Genomic DNA, 310 nt, shown 5'->3' on the forward strand with positions numbered 1-310 from the left:
CTATTGAGACTTGTATAAATCATGACAACCGATTTGAGTCTGACGCGTATAAATCATGACAACCGATTTGAGTCTGACGCGTTATCTGACCAAGGCGTTGATCGGGAGTCGATTGCATGGCTGGGAAGATGGACGAAGCGACCGAAAGCGGGTTCGCGCTGGACGGATGCTGTTAGCGAACAAGCCGGTCGCGGAGGTTGCGGCTGCGGTGGGCGTGGCTCGGCAGACGGTGTACACGTGGAAGGCGCGACTGGACGAAGGCGGCATCGACGCGCTGCGCACCATGGCCCGTGGACGGCCGTCGTTGCTC

Annotated in this window: 1 protein-coding gene; it reads left to right on the forward strand. The window is 58.7% G+C overall.

Translation table 11 applies throughout. The features are described 5' to 3' along the window. Positions 1-55: 55 nt before the first annotated feature. The coding region (locus AC1DKD_RS42610; protein ID WP_477144922.1) for a helix-turn-helix domain-containing protein at positions 56-310 on the forward strand (255 nt) is incomplete at its 3' end.

Source organism: Cupriavidus sp. 05T313 (genome assembly GCF_056396665.1).